A 19,547-nucleotide genomic window follows, 5' to 3' on the forward strand; every position below is an offset into this window, starting at 1 on the left:
ACAGATATGGCGACATCCAGCAGAAAAAACAACGAATCGAACGACTATTCCGTAGAGGAAAAGATCATCGCGTTGTACGAGCTCCAGAAAATCGACTCGAAAATCGACGAAATCAACAAGATCAAGGGTGAGTTGCCGCTTGAAGTGCAGGATCTCGAAGACGAAATAGCCGGTCTCGAAACCCGCATTGCCAACATCACGTCCGAGATCGACGGACTGACGGCTTCGACCAAACAGCGCAAGGAAGAGATCGAGCAGGCCAAAACGCTGATCGCCAAATACGAACACCAGCAGGACAACGTCCGCAACAATAGGGAGTTCGATTCCCTGTCCAAGGAGATCGAATACCAGAAGCTGGAGATCGAACTGTGTGAGAAAAAAATCAAGGAATACAGTGCGGACAGCAAGGTCAAGAAAAAAATGATCGAAGACGCTCAGGCGATCGTAGCAGACCGCAAAATCGACCTCGCCGCCAAGAAAGCGGAGCTGGAAAGCATCGACCAGGAGACGGCCAAAGAGATCGAAAGCCTCGCCGTGCAGTCGGAAACCGCCGCCGTGAAAATCGACAGCCGGCTGCTGGCCGCTTACAAACGCATCCGCGAAAACGTGCACAACGGACTGGCAGTCGTTACCGTGAAACGCGACGCTTGCGGCGGCTGTTACAACCGCATCCCGCCCCAGCGCCAGTTGGACATCCGGATGAATAAGAAAATCATCGTTTGCGAATATTGCGGCCGGATTCTGGTATCCAACTTGTTGGACGAAAACAACGCCGAAGAATAGGCCAAAACGCTCCGGGATTTTCCCGATCCGTCTTATCCCGAATCTGCAAATTCCGTATTTCCGGAAATTTTGCAGATTTTTTGATTCCCGCAAATTTCCAGCAGGCTGTTTATCAAATTATGGCACAGCTTTTGTAAAAAGGATCGAAATCATGTTGAGTAGAAAAATTTGCGAATTCAAAAAATTTATGTATATTGCGACGCTAAAGTCTAATTCTTTAAAAGAATTGCCTATCGAGAATATCTACTCTAAACTAATAACGAGTAGTATATGAATCTGAAGAAGTTAAGTGACAACGATTTGCTTAATGTCTATCTGTCAGGCAATGAGAATGCTGTAACTGTACTTGTCAACCGGCACCGGCGACGGGTCTTCGATTACATCAACATGATGGTCAAGGACCGGGACCTGGCCGACGATATTTTCCAGGAAACTCTTATCAAAGTAATCCGTTTCGTGAACGACGGACGATACACCGAAAACGGAAAATTTCTTTCGTGGGTACTGCGTATCGCGCACAATCAGGTGATCGACCATTTCCGACAGAAAAAACAGCAAAACCACATCTCCGAAGGCGAAGCCGGATACGACCTGCTGAACAACCGGAAACTCTCCGATTCGACGGTCGAAGACCGGATGATCTCCGATCAGATCGCCGAGGACGTTCGCAAACTGGTGGATTTCCTGCCGGCCGAACAAAAGGAAGTCGTCCTGATGCGCTACTACATGGGACTTAGTTTCAAGGAGATAGCCGACGAAACCAACGTCAGCATCAACACGGCGCTCGGACGGATGCGTTATGCGCTGATCAACATGCGCAAAATGATCGACGAAAAGCAGTTAATCTTGAGTTAAAGGCAATAATCGCCGGAGTCGGGCGTTATATAGGTACAAACGATCAAAATCAAATTGTGCCTATGGACGAAAGTTACAATGAGTACGGTTTTAATGCCGAAAGGCTGGCTGATGAAGAACTTTTCTCCAAAGAAGTAGTGGGGGAAGACAATGATCTGATTTTAGTCGACTGCCTGCTGAGAGAGGCGTTAAACAAAAAGTAAAAACCAAGGGCGCTCAATTCGGCGCCCTTTATTTTATTTATTATATTCCTTACTCGTACTCTTCAAAAAATCTAAACCGGAACGACCCCGATTCCAGGACGGTCGGGCAGCGTCACCTGCCCATCGACGATCCGGGCCCCGTCGAATCGATCGTTCGAAATCAGCAGATTGCCGTCCAGGTCGGCCCAGTCCATCATCGGCGCCAGTTGGGCCGCCGCCGTTATAGCGCAGGAAGTCTCGGTCATACATCCGATCATCAGTTTCATTCCCAACGCCTTGGCCAACACCGCCATTTTATAGGCTTCACGCAGGCCGGTACTCTTCATCAGCTTGATGTTGATCCCGTCGTACACCCCCTCGGCACGCCGGACGTCCGGCAGCCGTTGTAAAAACTCGTCGGCCATAATCGGCAGCGGGCTTCGCTCCCGAATCCATGCCGTCTCGTCGATCATCTCTTTCGGCAGCGGCTGTTCGACGAACAGCGTATTGCGTTCGCTGAGCCACTCGATCATCTCCAACGCCTTCTCCTTATCCTTCCAACCCTGGTTGGCATCGACGCACAGCGGCTTATCGGTCACCGAACGGATGATTTCGACCAGCTCCTTGTCGTTGTCGAGCCCCATCTTCACCTTAATGACGTTATAGGGCGACGTCTCCTCCACTTTCTTGCGTACGACGTCCGCCGTATCGATCCCGATCGTGAACGACGTGTCGGGAGCTTTCTCCGGCGAGAGTCCCCATATCTTATACCACGGCTGACCGAGCAGCTTTCCGGTCAGATCGTGCAGCGCGATATCGACCGACGCTTTCGCCGCCCGGTTGTCGGGAGCCGCCGAATCGACGTATTCGAGAATTTCGTCCATTCGGAACGGATCGGCGAACTGGCCGAGATCGAGCGATCCGAGGAATTTGCAGACCGATTCCTGCGTCTCGCCGAGGTAAGGCGGCATCGACGCTTCGCCGTAGCCGATCACGCCGTCGTACTCGAGCTGCACCTGTACGTCGGGCGTATGCGTACGCGTATTGACCGCCACGGTAAACGGGTGGATCAACTTCAGATCGTACGGCTCGAACGTCAAATTCAGCTTCCCGCTACGCCCTTTTTTCGGTTTCCCCGCACAAGCGCCCAGCAGCGGCGAAGCGGCCACCCCGGCCGTAACGAGCCCCATCGCCGTGGTCTTCAAAAAGTCTCTTCTGTTCATGGTTATCGGATTGATAGGATTATCGGTTGAAATACCACGGATGGCCGGCCACCCGCGCGATACCGGGCGTTCCGATCCGGCCGACGATCCGGCTGATCGACAGGCACGGATACCCGACGAAGTCCTCCGCTTGCGGGTCGATGCTGTTGACCTTGACGCGCCCCGAAGCATGGATGAATTTTCCGTCGCCGAGATACATCGCCACATGCGTCACGCGGCCGGTCTGCGCGTTGCCGAAAAACAGCAAGTCGCCCTTGCGGCAATCCCGCCACGCTTCGGGCGCGATCTTCTCCCCGGTCAGGGCTTGCTGCGAAGCGTCCCGCGCCAGGATTACGCCATTGGCGAAATAGGCCGTCTTGACCATTCCGGAACAGTCGACCCCTTTGACCGAAGTTCCTCCCCACAGATAAGGCACTCCCATCATGCTGCGCGCCGTGCGTTCCAGGCCGTCCGGCCGCAACTCCCGGGCCGCCCATTCGGTAAAATCCTGCGTTTCGCTGCGTTTCACATAACCGGAGCGTCCGTCCGGCAGCCGGACGGCAATGAACTTCCGGTTCGTCTTACCCGCCGGATCGACCTCCAGCACCGTTCCGAGCACGAGATCGGAAACCCGGGAACCCTCCTCGTCCGGCCCAGCGTAGACGAATCCGATGTATCCGGTGTAGATAAACCGCTGTGACATCCGCCAGGACTCCATCTCACCGGGTGTTTTCAGTGCGATCGCATCGTCGTCCACCCACGAAATATAACCGTCCGGAGTCTGCACCCGATACCAGCCGCCCTGCACGTCGAGCACCCGCAACGGCGTTCCGAGGATCGCCTGGGTCGCAAACTCGGCGGCATGAGCCGGAGCGGTGCGCAGGTTGACCGACGACAGCGTGACGAGCGCCTGCGTCCGGTCGCCGAGCGCACGGGACGGCAGCAGCGTCGTATAATCCTCAAAGGCGACCCCGCCCCGCCTCAACCGCTCGCGGAGCGCACGAACGGCTTCCGGATCGTCGCACTTGCCCTTTAATATATACAGCGTATCGTTGACCTGTTCGGCCTCGATCTCGAAGACCGCCACCCGTTTGTCCGGAGCGTACCGCGCGCGCACCTGTTCCACCAGATCGCCGGCGGATTGCGCTTTCGCGCCCCAAACGGCCAGTGTCAGCGCCGCCGTCCATAAAACCTTTTTCGTTATCCTCTTCATTCTATTCGTATGTAACGTCCATGTGATAATCCCACTCGTCGAAATAGAGATTGCGCTCCGAAGTTTCCGCTTCGCCGCGTTGAAAATCCACCGGCTCGCTACGCATATGCCGTTTCGGAGGATCGAACGGATACCCGTAATCGCTGTTCACGACCAGCCGGTAGCTGTCCATGCCCGTTTTATAGAAATCGCGGACGGCCGGATCGGCGCTCGCAGCCAGTTTGCCGAACGATATATCGAGGGGCACCCACCCGACGCCTTCGTAATAAACCGATCCCCAGTCGTGCAGACCGACATGTCCCGGATGCAGCATCCAACCGCTTTCCCACCGCGCCGGAATCCCGACGCTGCGCAACATCGCGATCAGAAGCAGGCTCACCTGTCCGCAGTCGCCGTGTCCGGCATCGAGCACGTACTCGGGAATATTCGGGATCACGCCGTACTCGATCGCCCCCGCCCACGGAATGTCGTCGATCCAATCGTAAATCCGCGAAACGATCCGCACCGGATCGGTCTCGCCGCCGGCCAACTCGCGGGCCTTCCGTTCGATCCGTTCGCTGAAAACGAGGTGCGGCGGACGCTGGGCCGTATATTTGCGATAAACTTCCGAAAGGGTATCGTACGGTTCGACCCGCTTCGACAGCTCCTCCGGATCGAAATACTGCGCACGCGTCGTCACCCGGAACGCGAGCCTGAAAACGGTCGCGCTGTCGCGACGGGCCGGCTGTTCGAAACAAATGCTACGCTGCGGAGTTCCCTTCGGAGCCACGACATACCGCTCAGGCCATGCCGAAATCAGTTCGACACCGGTCTGGCGCGGCAAACCTTCCTGCGGATAGGGCAGCCAGCAACGGATCGTATCGCCCTCCGGCACGGCATCCGGTTCCACGACAAGCGTATAGCGAATCGTCATCGTCACCGGATTCGTACACATTCCCAGCGAATCGGTCGCCGCAATCACCCGCGCGGCGTGCCTTTCCCGAAAACCGATCTCCGACGAGTCGATCCGCCGCAATCCTTCCAGTTCCGGGGCCAGCAGAATCAGGTTGCCTACCGAACGGCTGAAGTAACGCTTCCGGCTGTCGATCCGCCGCATCTCCAACTTCCCGGACTTTTCCCATCGACGGATCTGCTCCGGAGATACCGTATCGGACACCCGCTGCCGGATCCGGGAGAGAATCTGTCCTTCGTTATAACAAAATTCGATACGCAAACGCCGCATGACCTCCCGCAGCGAGTCGATCGCGCGCAGCTCCTGTTCCGACGCGCCGGGTTCCGCCTCTTCCAGCAACGAGTCCAGCTGCGAAAACCGACCTTCTCCGATCAGATTCGACGCATCTTTCCGCCAATCGGATCGTCCGGCGCAGGAAACCAACGCTCCCAACAGTACCGGGCAAAAAAATTTGAACAGATTCATTCCGAAACAGTCTATATTTTCACAAAACTACGCATTTTACCGGCCAATGGCAACAAAAAACCGCCCGGAAATCGCAACCGGGCGGCCGGAGAGGTATGCGGATCACGATCAAAATACGTTAACGTTGCAGCAATCCGGCATACATCCGGTCGTAAGTCGGCGTCGGAACGCCGAGCCGTTTCCCTTCGCGCACGATGTAGCCGGTCAACGACTCCAGTTCGGTGCTGCGGTGCGCCCGGAAATCGCGCTGCATCGAGGTCGTCGTATCGGCCGGAATCCGTTCCATCTGATCGACCACCTGGGCGGCGATCCCGTCGGACAGGACGATTCCTTTGGCCTTCGCCACCGCCTGAAATTCATCGAGCAGCGCCGTGAACTGCGCCCGGTAGTCCGGGTTGCCAAGCACGCCGCCGTAAGGCTCGTCGGTATAGGAAGTCGCCGTGGCCACGGTCGAGATGAACGCAAACTTGTCCCAGACTCGCCGGGTAATATCCGGAACCAACCGGGCGCGGACTTCCGCGCCGGTAAAAATCCGCTCCAGTTCTTCGAGTCGTTCGTCCGGCCCCTGCGCGGAACCGAACAGGTAACGGTAACCGTTGGTATGTTCGGCGATACGGCCCGGCTCGACGATAAACGCAACCACATACACGCACCCGTCCCACACGGCATGTCCGGGCAGCATTCGTTTGATCTTCTCGGCGCTATCCACGCCGTTCAGAAACGGCAGGATCACCGTCCGCGGCCCGATGGCCGGGCGGATCTGCCCGACGGCCCCTTCGATATCATAGGCCTTCGTGCACAGCAGGATGTAATCCATTTCGCCAATCTCGGCGGCCGAATCGGTCGCCGCTTTCGGGCGGGCCGTAAAATTTCCCTGCTGCGACTCGACGATCAATCCCCTGCTTCGGATATTTTCGAGGGCTTGTCCGCGCGAAATAAAATAGATGTCCACTTCCGGGTCGTCCCGGTAACGGCGGGCGAGCAGACCGCCGAGAAATCCGCCGACGCCGCCCGTCCCTACGATGGCTATTTTCGTTTTCATAATCAGTCCGAACGATTTGATTTTCCGCAAAGGTAGCAAAAACCGGAGCATTTCGTTGCGAAATACGCCCCCCGTCGAGAACAGTTGCCGGGTTTCGGCAAAATTACTTATCTTTGTTCTCTGTTAACCAACTAAACGAAAAAATATGCACGCATACGTATTCCCGGGTCAAGGCGCCCAATTCGTCGGAATGGGCAAAGACCTGTACGACAACGTTCCCCTTGCAAAAGAACTGTTCGAAAAAGCCAACGAAATTCTCGGCTTCCCGATCACCGATATCATGTTCGCCGGAACCGACGAACAGCTCAAGCAGACGAAAGTAACCCAGCCGGCGATCTTCCTGCACTCGGTCATCCTGGCCAAATCGCTCGGCGCGGACTTCAAACCCGAAATGACGGCCGGACACTCGCTGGGCGAATTCAGCGCGCTGGTAGCCGCCGGAGCCCTGAGTTTCGAAGACGGCCTGAGCCTGGTTTCGAAACGTGCGATGGCGATGCAGAAAGCCTGCGAACAGAATCCGTCGACGATGGCCGCCATCATCGGCCTGCCCGACGCCACGGTCGAAGAGATATGCAGCGCGATCGACGGCGTAGTCGTTCCGGCCAACTACAACTGTCCGGGACAGTTGGTAATATCGGGCAGCAACGAAGCGATCGACGCCGCCTGCGCCAAACTGACCGAGGCGGGCGCCAAACGCGCGCTGAAGCTGAACGTCGGCGGAGCATTCCACTCGCCGCTGATGGAACCGGCCCGCGTGGAGCTCGAAGCCGCCATCAAAGCCGCTCCATTCGCCGAACCGGTCTGCCCGGTCTACCAGAACGTCGACGCCAAACCGTACACCGATCCGGCTAAAATCCAAGCCAACCTGATCGCCCAACTGACCTCTCCGGTGCGCTGGACGCAGATCGTGCAAAACATGATCGCCGACGGAGCCACGCAGTTCACCGAACTCGGCCCCGGCAGCGTATTGCAGGGCCTGATCAAGAAAGTGGACCGCGCCGCCGTTTGCGAATCGAAGCAAACATTGTAATATCGACCGAAAAAAACGGCTGATACTCATACGATTTTCCCGAACCGCACGTTTTACTAGTGCGGTTTTTTTATGAAATAAGAGGGCGTAAGATTTTAATATTTCGGCTAATTCGGTCGGATATATGAAAAATTTTGCGTTATTTTGCACTCAAAGAAAACCAACGCCACCATTCTAAATTTAGGAAACCGCCGTTTCCCAATTAGATAAGAATGAGTGGCTATCAGCGGACTTCGAGGCCGGCGGACCGGAACTTTCGGAATCCCGACAAAGAAAAACCTAACATCAAACCATAACAGAATTTAACCCCATGAGTTCATTACAGGAATTTTTCAATCAGCCGGAAAACGGCAAGGCCAAAGGAATCGTTCAAAAAAACAACATTCTCAAACGCAATATCATCGCCCGCATGGCGATCGAAGGAGAATGTACGCTGGCGGATCTGGCCAGGGAGCTGCATGTCAGCATCCCGACAGTCACCAAACTGGTCGAGGAACTCCTTTCCGAAAACATCATCGCCGACCGCGGCAAGATCGAAACCAGCGGCGGACGCCGGCCGAACATTTTCGGTCTGACTCATTCGGCCATCTATTTCGCCGGCATCGAAGTGAGTCGCGATCAGATCGTCATGGTGATTACCGACCTGCACAACAACATCATCCAACTGGAACACGAGCAAGATTTTATCCTCGACGACACGGAAGAATGCCTCGACAAAATCGGATCTTCGATCGACCGGTTCATAAACGACAGCAAAATAGACCGTTCGAAGTTGCTCGGCATCGGAATCTGCATTGCCGGGCGCGTGAATCCGAAAACCGGACGCAGCTACAAATATTTCACCTCGCGCGAAGAGTCGCTGAGCGAGATCATGGAAAAACGGCTCGGACACCGGGTGCTGATCGAAAACGACACCCGCGCCCGCTGCTACGGCGAATATACGAAAGGATGCACGGGTTCCGAAAAGAACATCGTTTACCTGAACCTCGCCCGTGGCGTCGCCATCGGAGTCATCATCGACGGCAACCTGTACTACGGGAAATCGGGCTTTGCCGGCGAATTCGGCCATACGCCCTATTTCGATAACGAGATCATCTGCGACTGCGGTAAAAAAGGGTGTTTGGAGACGGAAGTTTCCGGAATCGCCATCGAAAACAAGATGATCCAGCAGATCAAGAACGGACGCACCACGATCCTGATGGATAAATACCAGAAACAACATAAGATCCACATCAACGACATCATTCAGGCAGCCAAAAACGACGACACGCTGTCAATCGAACTGATCGAGGAAGCCGGCGAAAAAATCGGCAAAAGCATCGCTTTTCTGATCAATATTTTCAACCCGGAACAGGTGATCATCGGAGGCAACCTGGCCAACGCCGGCGACTACCTGATGCTGCCGCTGAAATCGGCCGTCAACAAATATTCGCTGCGGCTGGTTTACAACGACACGCTGTTCCGCACGACCAACCTCGACGACAATATCGGTTCGCTCGGCGCGGCAATGCTGATCCGCAACAAGGTGATTTCACTGTAAACGCGGCGTGCCATGACCAATCCGATGGAGAGCGAACTGATCCGCCTGCGGGCGCTCGAGCCGGAAGATGTCAACATCCTGTACAAATGGGAGAACGACACCGAAATCTGGAAAGTGAGCAACACGGTCGCCCCGTTTTCGAAACACATGCTGCGACAGTTTATCGAAAACCAGCAACGCGATATCTACGAAACCCGCCAGTTGCGGCTGATCATCGAATCGAAAGCCGACGGGAAACCCGTCGGCGCCATCGACCTGTTCGACCTCGACCCGTACAACTGCCGGGCGGGGGTCGGCATTCTGATCTACGACCAGCGCGACCAGAGGCAGGGTTACGCCTCTCATGCGGTGTCGATCGTGATCCGATACGGCTTTCAAGTGCTGAACCTCAACCAACTGTACTGCGACATTCCGTCGCAGAACATCCAAAGCCTCGCGCTATTCAAAAGCAAGGGATTTTCGGTGATCGGACTTAAAAAAGAGTGGACGAAAACCACGTCGGACTGGCAGGACGAGTACATGCTACAACTGCTAAACCCGAAAAAATGGTGACAAGTCGGGGAATTCGGCAGTAGGGCAGTAGCGCCCCGATTCCGCATCGCGCCGGCAGCAAACATGCCGCAGCCCGTTCGTAACCAATATGAAAGGAGCCTCCAGCACGCTGTTGTAACGTACCGCCTGGGCGAGCACCCGCTCGTCGAGCGGGACGTGCGGAGCTTTGCATTCCGCGACCAGACAGATCCGGCCGTCCCGACCGGTCACCGTCACATCGGCCCGTTGCCGCGTACCCGCGAGTTCCACCGGACGTTCCTGAGATACGCACGCCGCAAACGCCCCCTTCTCCTCCACCAAAAAACGAATCAAGTGCTGCCGCACCCACTCCTCGGGAGTCAGCACGAGCCACCGTTTGCGGACGCCGTCCCATATCTGCGGCGGCGCGGCATCCATCCGGAGCCTGAAAACGTAACGAGGAAAATTAAGTTGAAAAAGTCGCTCCATCTATCGATAAAAATTCGTACCTTGTACTCGATTTTTTCGAAAAAAAGTCGTCCGGCTCATATTTTCCGGCTTACAAATATAAACAAAGATTTTTCAGAGCACCGAAATCATCTGAATAAACACTTGCGATATGGGAAACAATGCTAAAAGTAAAAAGGAAGAGGCGCTTCTCTACCACTCGGAGGGGCGTCCGGGGAAGATCGAGGTAATCCCAACGAAACCTTACAGCACACAGAAAGACTTGTCGCTGGCCTACTCCCCGGGAGTGGCGGAGCCTTGCCTGGCGATCGAGGACAATCCGGACGACGCGTACAAATATACAGCGAAAGGCAACTTGGTAGCGGTAATCTCGAACGGCACCGCCGTGCTCGGGCTGGGCGATATCGGGGCGATGGCCGGCAAACCGGTCATGGAAGGCAAAGGGCTGCTCTTTAAAACCTTTGCGGATATCGACGTATTCGACATCGAAGTCGATACGAAAGACACCGACCAGTTCATCGAAACCGTCAAAAACATTTCGGTCACGTTCGGCGGGATCAACCTGGAAGACATCAAGGCGCCCGAATGTTTCGAGATCGAAGAACGCCTGAAAGAGGAGCTGTCGATCCCGGTGATGCACGACGACCAGCACGGCACCGCGATCATTTCGTCGGCGGCGCTGCTCAACGCGCTCGAAATCGCAGGCAAGAAGATCGAAAAAGTACAGGTAGTGGTCAACGGGGCCGGCGCGGCCGCCGTATCCTGCGCGAAACTCTACATCGCGCTGGGCGTAAAGCCCGAGAATGTGATCATGTGCGACAGCAAAGGGGTCATTTCGGTACGCCGCCAGAACCTGAACGCGGCGAAAGCCAAATTCGCCACTACGCGCGAGGTCGATACGCTCGAAGAAGCCCTTGTCGGAGCCGACGTATTCCTCGGCTTATCGGTAGCCGACGTGCTGACGCAAGAAATGGTACGCAGCATGGCCGACAACCCGATCGTATTCGCGCTGGCCAATCCGAATCCGGAAATCTCATATGACAACGCGATGGCCGCCCGCGAAGACATCATCTTCGCAACCGGACGCTCGGACTATCCGAACCAGGTCAATAACGTACTCGGATTCCCGTACATTTTCCGCGGAGCGCTCGACGTGCGCGCCACCAAGATCAACGAGGAGATGAAGATCGCCGCCGTGCGGGCGCTGGCCGCATTGACCAAGGAGCCGGTGCCCGACATCGTAGCGGCCGCCTACAACGACAACAATATTTCGTTCGGACGCGAATACCTGATCCCCAAGGCCCTCGACCCGCGGCTGATCTCCACCATCTCGGTCGCCGTGGCCAAAGCGGCTATCGAATCGGGCGTCGCGCGCAAAACGATCACCGACTGGAAAGCGTACGCTACCGAACTGGACAGCCGTATGGGGCGCGACGACAAGCTGATGCGCGCCATCCGCTCGAAAGTAGGCACCGCCGCGCCGCGCCGGATCGTCTTCAGCGAAGGCGACCGCCTGACTACGATCAAGGCCGCCGTTCACCTGGCCAACGAAAACCTCGCTATCCCGCTGCTGGTCGGCGACCGTGCGAAGATCAATACGCTGCTGAAGGACAACCACCTGACGCTCGACCCGAAATGCATCGTCGACTTCCGCAGCGACCGCGAAGAAGCGCGCCGCAGCCGCTACGCAGCGCTGCTGTATAACAAGGTAAGCCGCAAGGGCGTCCGGATGCACGAGGCGATCGAATACATGATGCGCCGCGACTGGTTCACGCTGATGATGGTCGCTTCGGGCGACGCCGATACGTCGATCCTCGGCTATACGCACCGCTACACCGAAGCGCTGAACCCGGTACGCCAGATCTTTACGACGAACAGCAACACGACGCTCGCGGCGATGGAGATCGTTACGACCAAGCGCGGACCGATGTTCTTCGCCGACACGGCCGTCAACCCGAGTCCGACCGTCGAAGACCTGGTCAACATCGTACTGATGGCTGCCCAGACCGTCCGCAATTTCGGTATCGAACCGGTGATGGCAATGCTGTCGCACTCGAATTTCGGAACCGACACCGAACCGCTCGCGGCCAAAATCTCGAAAGCCGTGGAAATCCTGCACTTCCAGTATCCGGAATTGCTGGTCGACGGCGAGATGAAAGCCGACATCGCGTTGAACAAGAAAGCCCGCAACGAAATCTACCCGTTCAACAAGCTGGGCGACCGCGAGATCAACGTGTTGATCTTCCCGAACCTGTCGTCCGCGAACATTTCGTACAAGATGATGGAGATCCTCGGCGGCGCCGAAATCAACGGTCCGATCCTGATGGGACTGAACCAGTCGTGCGTACACCTGATCCCGGAAGTGGCCAGCACCCGATCAATCCGCAACCTGAGCGTCATCGCCGCTGCGGAAACGATCCAGCCGAAATAGCCGGAAAACGCTCGTTTTTAAAAATAGCCGCCGATCATTTTTACCCGGCGGCTATTTTTGTATATTTGCATGTCGGGGTGGCTGCATCTCGATCTTGATTTTATCCGGAAATATTATGAAATACAGCCTCATTATCTCCTTCTCGCTGCTGTGCCTGCTTCGCGCCGGCGGACTGCAGGCGCAAACCGAACTGCAGGACCCGACCCGCACCTCTTCCCGCAGCGAAATGCCGGGCATTCAAATCGGCAGTTACAACAGCCGCGAACTGGCGCTGACCGAAAACGATAAGGAATCGCTCTACATGCAGCGGCTGAACGGAAAATGGCAGGTAAAAACCTATCGTTCGGAAACGGAAATAGACACGACGCTCACCGCGCCGGCGGCGGACGTTTCGGCATGGGAAAGCGTCACGATTCCCGAAAAAGAGGGCAACGGAGCATGGGCGGCCGTCTACCGTACCGAGTTCACGATGCCTTTCAAATGGATCGACCGTGAAATATTCGCCCGGCTCGACGCCGTCAGCCGCGCTTATTACGTCTATGCGAACGGGCATCTGGCCGGTTATCACGCGGATTCGAAAACGCCGGCCTATTTCGATATTACGCCTTACGTCGCGGACGGGAAAAACACGCTGGCCGTGATCGCCTACGCCCATCCGGTTTCGACGACGCTTGAGAATCAGATCAAAACGCCGGGCACCTGCATCGAAGGCGACGTCTCGGTCATCGCGCAGCCCAAAGTCCGCATCCGCGACTTCGTGGCCGACACCCGTTTCGCAACGGACGGCAACGGACTGTTCAGTTTCGGGGCGATCGTAAAATCGCACCTGCTGAATCCCAAAGAGGTGATCGTTTATTACGAACTGATCGCGCCGGACGACAGCACGGTGATCGCGCACGGCAAGCGGGACGCCCGTTTCCACCTGCGGGCCGAAGACACCGTCCGCTTTTTCGCCAACCTACCGGACATCCAGTCGTGGAGCCACGAAAGTCCGAAGCTCTATACCGTCGCACTGAAATTGCAGCACGAAGGCCGCTTTACCGAATATACGAAGGTAAAACTCGGATTCCGCGACGTTTCGTTCGACGAAAAAGGGCTGAAGATCAACGGACGTCCGGTCGAGCTCCGCGCCGTCGATTACGATTGTCCCCCCGATGCGAATGCCTGGCGCAGGGACTTCGCCGCATTCAAAAAGAGGGGCATCAACTGCGTCCGGGTCAAAAATTACCCGCAAAACGACCGGTTTTACGAACTGGCCGACAGCTACGGCCTGTATATCTGCAACCGGGCGAACATCGACGCCCGTCTGAGCGGCAGCTCGCTCGAAACGGGCGGCACGCCGGCCAACGATCCGCTGTGGGAAAACGCCTATGCCGACCGCGTAATGAATATGTACTACACATCGCAGAACCATCCGTCGGTGCTGCTGTTCTCGCTCGGCGAACAGGGAGGGCGCGGTTACAACATGTACGAAGCCTACCGCCGGCTGAAAGCGGTCGAAAAGAAACGCCCGGTGATTTACGAAGGAGCCGGCGCGGAGTGGAACAGCGACCTGGTGGTCGGCAAACCCGGCGGACGCAACGCGTCGGACGACCGTTACACGGTCTTTTTCGCTTCGCCCGAGTCTTTCAACGAAAAACAGTCGCCGCTGGGCGCGACCGCGATCGCGGCCGGAACGGCTCCGGGCAAAGTGGAGATCCGCAACGGCTGTACGATCGCCGACCTGAAAAACTTCCGGGTCGGCTATACGATCGTCGCCGGCACGAAACGAATCGTCAAAGAAGGCGTCTGCAAAGCCGACATCCCGGCCGGGGAAACCGCCCTGGTGGATATTCCGCTCGACGGCGTCAAACCGGGCAAATATACGCTGACCGTCTACGTCGCACATAAAGACAATACGCCACTGGCGCCGGACGGAGAGCGCATCCTCGAACAAACCCTGCCGTTGGAAATTCCGAAAACGGCAAAATGACAAGCAATTCCATCCTGCGGTAAAACGGCAGCGGCATGGTAGTTGAACGGTGGATTCCGTTCCTTCACGTCGGGAGTCATCCTGCATGAAACAACTGAAATTATGTATATCACGCTCGCAATCCTGGTACTGTCGGCCGTCTTTTTTATGAACGGCCGGGTACGTTCCGACCTGGTGGCGCTGTGCGCGCTGCTGGGCCTGCTCGTTTTCCAAATACTGACCCCCGAAGAGGCGCTGGCCGGATTCGCCAACCCGATCGTCATCATGATGATCGGGCTGTTCGTCGTAGGCGGCGCGATTTTCCAGACCGGACTGGCCAAAATGGTCAGCAGCCGCATCCTGGGATTGGCCGGCAACAGCGAACTGAAACTGTTCATCCTTGTCATGCTGGTCACTGCGGCCATCGGCGCCTTTATAAGCAATACGGGAACCGTCGCGCTGATGCTCCCGATCGTGGTGAGTCTCGCAGCCAATGCGAACATGAACGTCAGCCGCGTACTGATGCCGCTGGCATTCGCAAGCAGCATGGGCGGTATGCTGACGCTGATCGGGACCGCCCCGAACCTCGTTATCCAGAACGTACTGACCGACGCGGGCTACCAGCCGCTGACCTTCTTTTCGTTCACTCCGGTCGGCCTGGTATGTATCCTGACCGGAATCATCGTGCTGATCCCGCTGAGCAGGTGGTTCCTCGGCCCGAAAAAAGAGAAAAAACAGCAACGGCAGACCGGAAAATCGCTCGGCGAACTGGTCCGCGAATACCAACTCGCCGACAGCTTGTTCCGGGTCAGGGTATCCGCCGGCTCTCCGGCCGGAGGACAAACGGTGCGGGAACTGGGCATCCAACAGCAATACGACCTCAACCTGGTCGAAATCCGCCGAATCCAATCGCCCCAATCGCATTTCCTGAAATCGGTCAGCCAGCAGTTGGCCGACCCCGATACGACGCTCCGCGACGGGGATATCCTCTACTTGATGGGGCTTTTTGAAAACGTGCAACGATTCGCCGCCGACTGCCGGCTCGAACTGATGGACACCCATACGACCGAACAACGCACCGAAGGCAAACCAGGCACGCTCGATTTCTACGACATCGGGATCGCCGAGATCCTGCTGCCGCCGACCTCCCGGCTGGTCAATACGCCGGTCGGCGAATCCGGATTGCGCGAACAGTACGACGTCAACGTACTGGGCATCCGCCGCAAGAACGAATACCTGCTCTCCGGCCTGAAAGACACGAAAATGCACTCCGGGGATATCCTGCTCGTACAGGGCGCATGGCACGACATTTCGCGTCTGGACGGCGAACCGTCGGAATGGGTCGTCCTGGGGCAGCCGCTGGCCGAAGCGTCCCGGGTAACGCTGGATTACAAAGCGCCGCTGGCCGCGGCGATCATGGTGCTGATGATCGCCTGCATGATGTTCGACTTCATCCCGATCGCCCCGGTCACGGCCGTGATGATCGCCGCCGTGCTGATGGTGCTGACCGGCTGCCTGCGCAACGTGGAAGCCGCTTACAAAACGATCAACTGGGAAAGCATCGTACTGATCGCGGCGATGCTGCCGATGTCCGTCGCGCTGGAAAAAACGGGAGCGTCGGAGCTGCTCTCGCGACAGCTCGCCCAGGGATTAGGCAGCTACGGGCCGGTCGTTCTGCTCGCAGGCGTCTATTTCACCACCTCGTTGATGACGATGTTCATCAGCAACACGGCCACGGCCGTGCTGCTCGCGCCGGTCGCTCTCCACGCCGCCGTAGAGATCGGGGCGAGCCCCTATCCGTTCCTGTTCGCGGTCGCGGTGGGAGCGAGCATGTGTTTCGCCTCGCCGTTCTCTACGCCGCCCAATGCGCTGGTCATGCAGGCCGGACAATATGCGTTCAAAGATTACATCAAAGTCGGCCTGCCGTTGCAGGTCATTATGGGGATCATAATGATCCTAATACTCCCGCTGCTGTTCCCGTTCTGACCGAAATCATAAAAAGCGACCGTCCCTTTTACCGGGACGGTCGCTCGATTTTCCACTCTGACAAAAAAGCACGATTCCGCATAAATCCGGTCGGCCCGTTTCGCGCTGCCGGGCGGCAGTCCGTTAGATCGGTCCCATAGCGATCGTTTCGCCGCTTTCGTGCCATTTGTCGACTTCGAATCCGTTGCCGCCGGAAGGCGGCGACAGGATCCCGCCGATATTCACGTGCAGCGTCAACATATTGCCGGCAGTCAGCGGCCCGGACAGTCGCGACGTATAAAGTCTTTTCCTCCCCGTTGTCGAGAATCATGCGGATCACGATTTGAGGCGCATCGCCAGACGGAAACACCTCTACGGAATTATAAGCGCTCATGCGGTCCGGCGCAAAGCGCAGCGGAATCAGCACCGTCTTCGTCGAATTGGAAGGTTCGACGGTATACAGGTCGAGGCTTTCGGCGATGGAACCCATCAGCGCGCTCATCGTATCGATAGCGGCGGCAAACGGAACATTATCCTTCGGACGCAGCATAATGCCGATTCCGGCAACCTCGCGCTCCTGCTCCACATCGATGCTGCCGGTTCCGATCTCCTCCTCGGTTGCAAAAACGAAATTGTTAACGCGGTGGTAAACCGTATCGCCGGAGTATTGCCTGAGCGAAAAAAACTGCCGCGACAGATCGGCGCTCAGCGACAGCCGGGAAACACGGACGACCGGACAACCGACCGCCGTATCGACCGGATTTTGGAATAGTTATTGATAACGGATAACAAACGAAATAGCAGGCGCTCCGGGCCGCGCCGTTCCGAACGCGGCCCGGAACCGCCTGCCGGCATCGGAATGTAAAATGGCTCGACGCCCGGAAAAACTTTGCAGCCAACCGGGCGGACACGATCGTCAAACACAATAAAACACGGCATATCAAGATGTTAAAAGAAAGCTTCGTCTTCATGTTCATCTCCTCGTTCATGGCGTTGTTTCCGGTGGCGAATCCCGTGGGCACCGGATTCATCATCAACGGGTTCTTGTCGGGACTGGACCGTTCGGAGAGAAGATCCATCGTCCGGAGGATTGCCGTCAACTACCTGCTGATCGGGATCGGCAGCCTGGCGATCGGGCACTTCGTACTGTCCCTGTTCGGACTGTCGCTGCCTATCGTTCAACTGGGAGGAGGTCTTTTGATCTGTAAAACGGCCCTGCAATGGCTCGGCGATTCGGATGCTTCGACAGGCAGCGCACCGGACAAGCCCGTCGACCCGATCAGCGTACGCAACCTGGAATCCCGGGTATTTTACCCGATCACCTTTCCGATCAGCATCGGACCCGGCAGCATATCCGTCATTTTCACCCTGATGGCGTCGGTCAATATCAAGGACGGCCTGGGAAAGATCATCATAAACTATGCGGTCATCGCGTTCGTCATCTTCCTGATGTGTCTGATCCTGTACGTCATCCTGTCGCAGGGACAGAAAATCACGAAGAAAGTAGGGGTCACGGGCACGATGATAATCAATAAAATGGTCGCATTCTTCACGTTCTGCGTCGGCATCCAGATCATCGCGGAAGGCGTCGAGAAAATATTCCACCTCAGCCTGTCGTAAACCAACCGGAAAACAACAAACGCTTAAACATAAAAACCATGAATTCGAGCATCCTGATAAACAACGTCGAGATCTTCGACGGAACGAACGAGGCCACCGTCCGAGGAAATGTTCTGGTCAAGAACGGCCTGATCGAAAAAATAACGCAGGAGTCCGTCCCGGTCGACCCGGGCGGCGACACCATCGTGCTGGACGGAAAAGGACGGTTTCTGATGCCCGGGCTGATCGACGCGCACTGGCACGCCTACCTGTGCTGCAACACGATGATGGGACTGCTGACCGAAGACGTCTCCTTTTCGCACCTGACGGCAGGACAGGAGGCCGGGGCGACCCTGCTACGGGGTTTCACGACCATCCGGGATGCGGGAGGCCCCGTTTTCGGACTCAAACGGGCCATCGACACCGGCGTCCTGCAGGGCCCGAGAATCTATCCCAGCGGCGCCATGATCTCCCAGACGTCGGGACACGGCGACTTCCGGATGATCTACGAACACGGTCATACGGGCTGCGGCTGCGAAATGGCCCACGTCGAGGAGATCGGGGCCTCGCGCATTGTCGACGGTCCCGATGCCGTCACGGCGGCGACGCGCGAAAACCTGAGGCAAGGAGCCTCTCAGATCAAACTGATGACCGGCGGCGGCGCGGCATCGCTCTACGATCCGCTGGACGTAACCGAATTTTTCGAAGAGGAGATCCGCGCGGCGGTGAGGGCGGCCGAAGACTGGGGCACGTACGTAATGGTGCACGTTTACAATCCCCGGGGCATAGCGAGGGCCATCAAAGCCGGGGTCAGAAGCATCGAGCACGGCCACCTGATCGACGAACCTACGATGAAACTGCTGGCCGACAGCGGCGCTTGGCTCAGTATGCAGGCCTTCACCGTCGAAGACAATACGTATCCTTCGCCCGTTCAACAAGCCAAACACCTGCAGATCTGCAACGGGACGGACCGCGCATACGAACTCGCCAAAAAGTACAATGTGAAACTGGCCTGGGGAACGGATCTGCTGTTCAATCCGGCCCATACGAAAAACCAGAATCACGGGATCGTAAAATTACAAAAATGGTTTTCCAACTTCGAAATCCTGAAAATGGTCACTTCCGACAACGCCCGCCTGCTGGCGATGTCCGGAGCCCGAAACCCGTATCCGGGCAAACTCGGCGTCGTCGAAGAGGGCGCGCTGGCCGACCTGCTGCTGGTCGAAGGAAATCCTCTACAGAACGTCGACCTGCTCGGAGATCCCGGGAACAACTTCAGCGTCATCATCAAAAACGGCGTCGTCTATAAAAACAAACTACAAGACGGCCCGGCATCCGGCAACCGTTAAAACTCGATAT

Annotated in this window: 17 protein-coding genes; 11 read left to right on the forward strand and 6 right to left on the reverse strand. The window is 56.7% G+C overall.

Going from position 1 to position 19,547, the window contains the following annotated elements; translation table 11 throughout:
* Nucleotides 1–6: 6 nt before the first annotated feature.
* From C1A08_RS11595 to C1A08_RS13295, 3 genes are all read left to right on the forward strand, one after another.
* Complete coding sequence (locus C1A08_RS11595) at nt 7–783, forward strand: zinc ribbon domain-containing protein (protein WP_055202976.1); 777 nt, start codon at nt 7–9, stop codon at nt 781–783.
* 270 nt (nt 784–1,053) lie between these two features.
* A complete protein-coding gene (locus tag C1A08_RS11600; RefSeq protein ID WP_055202974.1) occupies nt 1,054–1,638 on the forward strand; it encodes an RNA polymerase sigma factor in 585 nt (194 codons plus the stop codon).
* Between the two features lie 62 nt (nt 1,639–1,700).
* Nucleotides 1,701–1,841 carry a hypothetical protein gene (locus C1A08_RS13295; RefSeq protein ID WP_153497722.1) on the forward strand — a complete coding sequence of 47 codons (141 nt, stop codon included), beginning with the start codon at nt 1,701–1,703 and terminating at the stop codon, nt 1,839–1,841.
* Nucleotides 1,842–1,912: 71 nt separating this feature from the next.
* Here the strand turns inward: C1A08_RS13295 and C1A08_RS11605 are convergent, their stop codons facing one another.
* The 4 genes from C1A08_RS11605 to C1A08_RS11620 form a co-directional block, all read right to left on the reverse strand.
* A complete protein-coding gene (locus C1A08_RS11605; RefSeq protein ID WP_101573623.1) occupies nt 1,913–3,043 on the reverse strand; it encodes an enolase C-terminal domain-like protein in 1,131 nt (376 codons plus the stop codon).
* A gap of 19 nt (nt 3,044–3,062) precedes the next feature.
* The gene (locus C1A08_RS11610) at nt 3,063–4,235 is read right to left on the reverse strand and encodes a C40 family peptidase (RefSeq protein ID WP_101573625.1); all 1,173 of its coding nucleotides are present in this window, start codon (nt 4,233–4,235) and stop codon (nt 3,063–3,065) included.
* A gap of 1 nt (nt 4,236) precedes the next feature.
* A complete protein-coding gene (locus C1A08_RS11615) occupies nt 4,237–5,652 on the reverse strand; it encodes a transglutaminase domain-containing protein (RefSeq protein ID WP_101573626.1) in 1,416 nt (471 codons plus the stop codon).
* 118 nt (nt 5,653–5,770) lie between these two features.
* Entirely contained in the window at nt 5,771–6,694 is a 924-nt protein-coding gene (locus tag C1A08_RS11620; RefSeq protein WP_180951577.1) for a ketopantoate reductase family protein, read from the reverse strand.
* Nucleotides 6,695–6,839: 145 nt separating this feature from the next.
* Here C1A08_RS11620 and fabD point away from each other — a divergent pair, with 145 nt between their 5' ends.
* The 3 genes from fabD (at nt 6,840) to C1A08_RS11635 (ending at nt 9,816) form a co-directional block, all read left to right on the forward strand.
* Nucleotides 6,840–7,724: an ACP S-malonyltransferase gene (fabD, locus tag C1A08_RS11625; protein WP_101573631.1), complete on the forward strand. Its 885-nt coding sequence runs from the start codon at nt 6,840–6,842 to the stop codon at nt 7,722–7,724.
* Nucleotides 7,725–8,034: 310 nt separating this feature from the next.
* Nucleotides 8,035–9,264 (forward strand): ROK family transcriptional regulator, encoded by a 1,230-nt coding sequence (locus C1A08_RS11630; RefSeq protein WP_055202962.1) that lies wholly within the window; start codon nt 8,035–8,037, stop codon nt 9,262–9,264.
* Nucleotides 9,265–9,276: 12 nt separating this feature from the next.
* Entirely contained in the window at nt 9,277–9,816 is a 540-nt protein-coding gene (locus tag C1A08_RS11635) for a GNAT family N-acetyltransferase (protein WP_228385734.1), read from the forward strand.
* Here C1A08_RS11635 and C1A08_RS11640 read toward each other — a convergent pair.
* A complete protein-coding gene (locus C1A08_RS11640; protein WP_055202960.1) occupies nt 9,796–10,263 on the reverse strand; it encodes a type I restriction enzyme HsdR N-terminal domain-containing protein in 468 nt (155 codons plus the stop codon). The genes C1A08_RS11635 and C1A08_RS11640 overlap by 21 nt on opposite strands.
* 130 nt (nt 10,264–10,393) lie before the next feature.
* On the opposite strand from C1A08_RS11640, the gene C1A08_RS11645 reads away from it, so the two are divergent.
* The 3 genes from C1A08_RS11645 (at nt 10,394) to C1A08_RS11655 (ending at nt 16,610) form a co-directional block, all read left to right on the forward strand.
* A complete protein-coding gene (locus tag C1A08_RS11645; protein WP_101573633.1) occupies nt 10,394–12,673 on the forward strand; it encodes an NADP-dependent malic enzyme in 2,280 nt (759 codons plus the stop codon).
* Between the two features lie 115 nt (nt 12,674–12,788).
* The gene (locus tag C1A08_RS11650; RefSeq protein WP_101573635.1) at nt 12,789–14,645 is read left to right on the forward strand and encodes a glycoside hydrolase family 2 protein; all 1,857 of its coding nucleotides are present in this window, start codon (nt 12,789–12,791) and stop codon (nt 14,643–14,645) included.
* Between the two features lie 102 nt (nt 14,646–14,747).
* Complete coding sequence (locus C1A08_RS11655) at nt 14,748–16,610, forward strand: SLC13 family permease (protein ID WP_055202955.1); 1,863 nt, start codon at nt 14,748–14,750, stop codon at nt 16,608–16,610.
* A gap of 28 nt (nt 16,611–16,638) precedes the next feature.
* Here C1A08_RS11655 and C1A08_RS13145 read toward each other — a convergent pair whose 3' ends face one another.
* A complete protein-coding gene (locus tag C1A08_RS13145) occupies nt 16,639–17,175 on the reverse strand; it encodes a hypothetical protein (protein ID WP_145996573.1) in 537 nt (178 codons plus the stop codon).
* A 359-nt stretch (nt 17,176–17,534) separates the two neighbouring features.
* Here C1A08_RS13145 and C1A08_RS11665 point away from each other — a divergent pair, with 359 nt between their 5' ends.
* Complete coding sequence (locus C1A08_RS11665) at nt 17,535–18,209, forward strand: MarC family protein (protein ID WP_055202951.1); 675 nt, start codon at nt 17,535–17,537, stop codon at nt 18,207–18,209.
* Nucleotides 18,210–18,247: 38 nt separating this feature from the next.
* Entirely contained in the window at nt 18,248–19,537 is a 1,290-nt protein-coding gene (locus tag C1A08_RS11670) for a metal-dependent hydrolase family protein (protein ID WP_101573639.1), read from the forward strand.
* The last annotated feature ends 10 nt before the right edge of the window (nt 19,538–19,547 follow it).

The sequence above is a fragment of the Alistipes sp. cv1 genome (assembly GCF_900240235.1).
GTDB lineage: Bacteria > Bacteroidota > Bacteroidia > Bacteroidales > Rikenellaceae > Alistipes_A > Alistipes_A hominis.